General features: G+C 56.5%; 3 protein-coding genes. 2 read left to right on the top strand and 1 reads right to left on the bottom strand.

Annotated features, from left to right (window positions below; translation table 11 throughout):
* Nucleotides 1-410 (bottom strand): Cys-tRNA(Pro) deacylase (gene ybaK, locus AC1DRJ_RS23570; RefSeq protein WP_477804270.1); only part of this gene is annotated, 410 nt, incomplete at its 3' end.
* Between the two features lie 371 nt (nt 411-781).
* Between ybaK and AC1DRJ_RS23565 the strand changes: the two genes are divergently transcribed.
* Together AC1DRJ_RS23565 and glpK are read left to right on the top strand one after the other, a co-directional pair.
* Nucleotides 782-1633 (top strand): MIP/aquaporin family protein, encoded by an 852-nt coding sequence (locus tag AC1DRJ_RS23565; protein ID WP_477804269.1) that lies wholly within the window; start codon nt 782-784, stop codon nt 1631-1633.
* Between the two features lie 68 nt (nt 1634-1701).
* The coding region (gene glpK / locus AC1DRJ_RS23560) for a glycerol kinase GlpK (RefSeq protein ID WP_477804268.1) at nt 1702-2818 on the top strand (1117 nt) is incomplete at its 3' end.

Here is a 2818-nt window from a genome sequence, read left to right as displayed (position 1 = left end):
AATTCCACCTCCAGACCACGCCGACCCGCGCTGACAAAAATACTGGCGAACGGCTGAGCCGAACTATCAATAAAGGTGCGCAAACGCTTTTTCTGTCCCAGCGGGCTAATGCCGCCCAACAAATAACCGGTAGATCGTTGCGCAGCGGCCGGATCGGCCATTTCGACTTTTTTCACACCCGCCGCATGAGCCAGGTGCTTCAAGTCCAGAGTCCCACCCACCGGTACCACCGCCACCAGTAACTCCCCTTTTTCGCTGGCCGCCAGCAAGGTCTTGAACACCTGCGCCGGGTTGAGCCCCAGCTTCTCGGCAGCCTCCAATCCATAAGACGCGGCCTTGGGATCATGTTCGTAACTGTGCACACGATGTTCGGCTCGAACTTTTTTCAACAAATCCAATGCGGGGGTCATGACAGCTCCAGACTGGGCGGCAGTAGAAAAATCTTGCGCTGGATTCTAGGTCATTGATTCGCAAAAGGCTCTATTACGCCCCTGTTTTCAAGGGTTGACGGCGCCTATTACCGTTCGTCCGCGAAAAAAGAGCCGCGTGAACAACGCGATCATTCACATGACTAATAGTTTGATTATGACTGACGGTTCACTTTCGACCTTTGACAGCCATGTTTCTTGTCTATATTTTTTCGAATCTGAATCTGTACGAAAAACCCTAAAGCAACACCCGGCAGTAAGCCAAGACCAGGATGGGGATCCTGCCTTGGTGAAAATCGCGCTTCGACCATGATGAAAAAAGCGCCAGACAACAAAAACAATTGAGGTTTTCAATGACAACGGCTTTACAACAACCGTCGCTCTCGAGCCAATGCATGGCCGAGTTTCTGGGGACTGCGCTGCTGATCTTTTTTGGTACTGGCTGTGTTGCCGCGCTCAAGGTCGCGGGTGCCAGCTTTGGCTTGTGGGAAATCAGCATCATCTGGGGCGTCGGCGTCAGCATGGCAATCTATCTGACCGCTGGCGTTTCCGGTGCGCACCTCAATCCCGCAGTCAGCATCGCCCTGAGTATTTTCACTGATTTCGAAAAACGTAAATTGCCGTTTTACATCCTCTCCCAAGTGGCGGGCGCCTTCTGCGGTGCGTTGTTGGTTTACACGCTGTACAGCAATCTATTCTTCGATTTCGAACAAACTCACCATATGGTTCGTGGCACACAGGCCAGTCTGGAATTGGCGTCGGTGTTCTCGACCTTCCCCAACCCAACCCTGACCACGTCTCAGGCGTTCCTGGTGGAAGTAATCATCACCGCGATCCTGATGGCCGTGATCATGTCCCTGATCGACGACAACAACGGTCTGCCAAACGGGCCGATGGCGCCGCTGCTGATCGGCTTGCTGATAGCAGTGATCGGCAGCTCGATGGGACCGCTGACCGGTTTCGCGATGAACCCGGCACGTGATTTCGGGCCGAAGCTGATGACTTTCTTCGCTGGCTGGGGTGAAATTTCCTTCACCGGCGGGCGTGATATCCCGTACTTCCTGATTCCTGTTTTTGCACCGATTGTCGGTGCCTGCCTCGGCGCTGGCGCTTATCGCGGGCTGATTGCCCGTCATCTGCCCAACGCCACACCTGCTACAAAGGACGTAACACCGGCCATTGACGGCAAACCAAGAACTTCTTGATACCGTAGACGCGTGACCCTGTGATGCGCGCCTGACTTCACCTCCATATTTCGTCCAAGGCAATCGACATGACCGATACTCAGAATAAGAACTACATCGTTGCCCTCGATCAGGGTACGACCAGCTCCCGCGCGATCGTTTTCGATCGCGACGCGAACGTGGTCAGCACCGCCCAGCGCGAATTCGCACAGCATTACCCGCAAGCCGGTTGGGTTGAACATGACCCGATGGAAATCTTCGCCACCCAAAGTGCCGTGATGGTCGAGGCCTTGGCGCAAGCCGGCCTGCATCACGACCAGGTCGCAGCCATCGGCATCACCAACCAGCGCGAAACCACCGTGGTCTGGGACAAGACCACCGGCCGCCCGATCTACAACGCGATCGTCTGGCAGTGCCGCCGCAGTACCGAGATCTGCCAGCAGCTCAAGCGCGACGGTCACGAGCAATACATCAGCGACACCACCGGATTGGTCACCGACCCATACTTCTCCGGCACCAAGCTCAAATGGATCCTCGACAACGTCGAAGGCAGCCGCGAGCGTGCGCGCAACGGCGAAATTCTGTTCGGCACCGTCGACAGCTGGCTGATTTGGAAATATACCGGCGGCAAAGTCCACGTCACCGATTACACCAACGCCTCGCGCACCATGCTCTTCAACATCCACACCCTGGAGTGGGACGCGAAGATGCTGGAGATACTGGATATTCCGCGCGAGATGCTGCCGCAGGTGAAGTCCTCCTCCGAAATCTACGGCCACACCAAAAGCGGCATCGCCATTGGCGGTATCGCCGGTGACCAGCAAGCCGCCCTGTTTGGCCAGATGTGCGTCGAACCCGGTCAGGCGAAAAACACTTACGGCACCGGCTGCTTCCTGCTGATGAACACCGGCGACAAAGCGGTGAAGTCCAAGCACGGCATGTTGACCACTATCGCGTGCGGCCCGCGCGGCGAAGTGGCTTACGCACTGGAAGGCGCGGTATTCAACGGCGGCTCCACGGTTCAATGGCTGCGTGACGAACTGAAGATCATCAATGACGCTCATGACACCGAATACTTCGCCAACAAAGTGAAGGACAGCAACGGCGTGTATCTGGTGCCGGCCTTCACTGGCCTGGGCGCTCCATACTGGGACCCGTATGCCCGTGGCGCGTTATTCGGCCTGACTCGCGGCGTACGCGTCGATC

The sequence above is a fragment of the Pseudomonas sp. P5_B2 genome (genome assembly GCF_056400445.1).
Note: the sequence above shows the minus strand (reverse complement) of the source record. Positions and strands in the feature narration are given on the sequence as shown.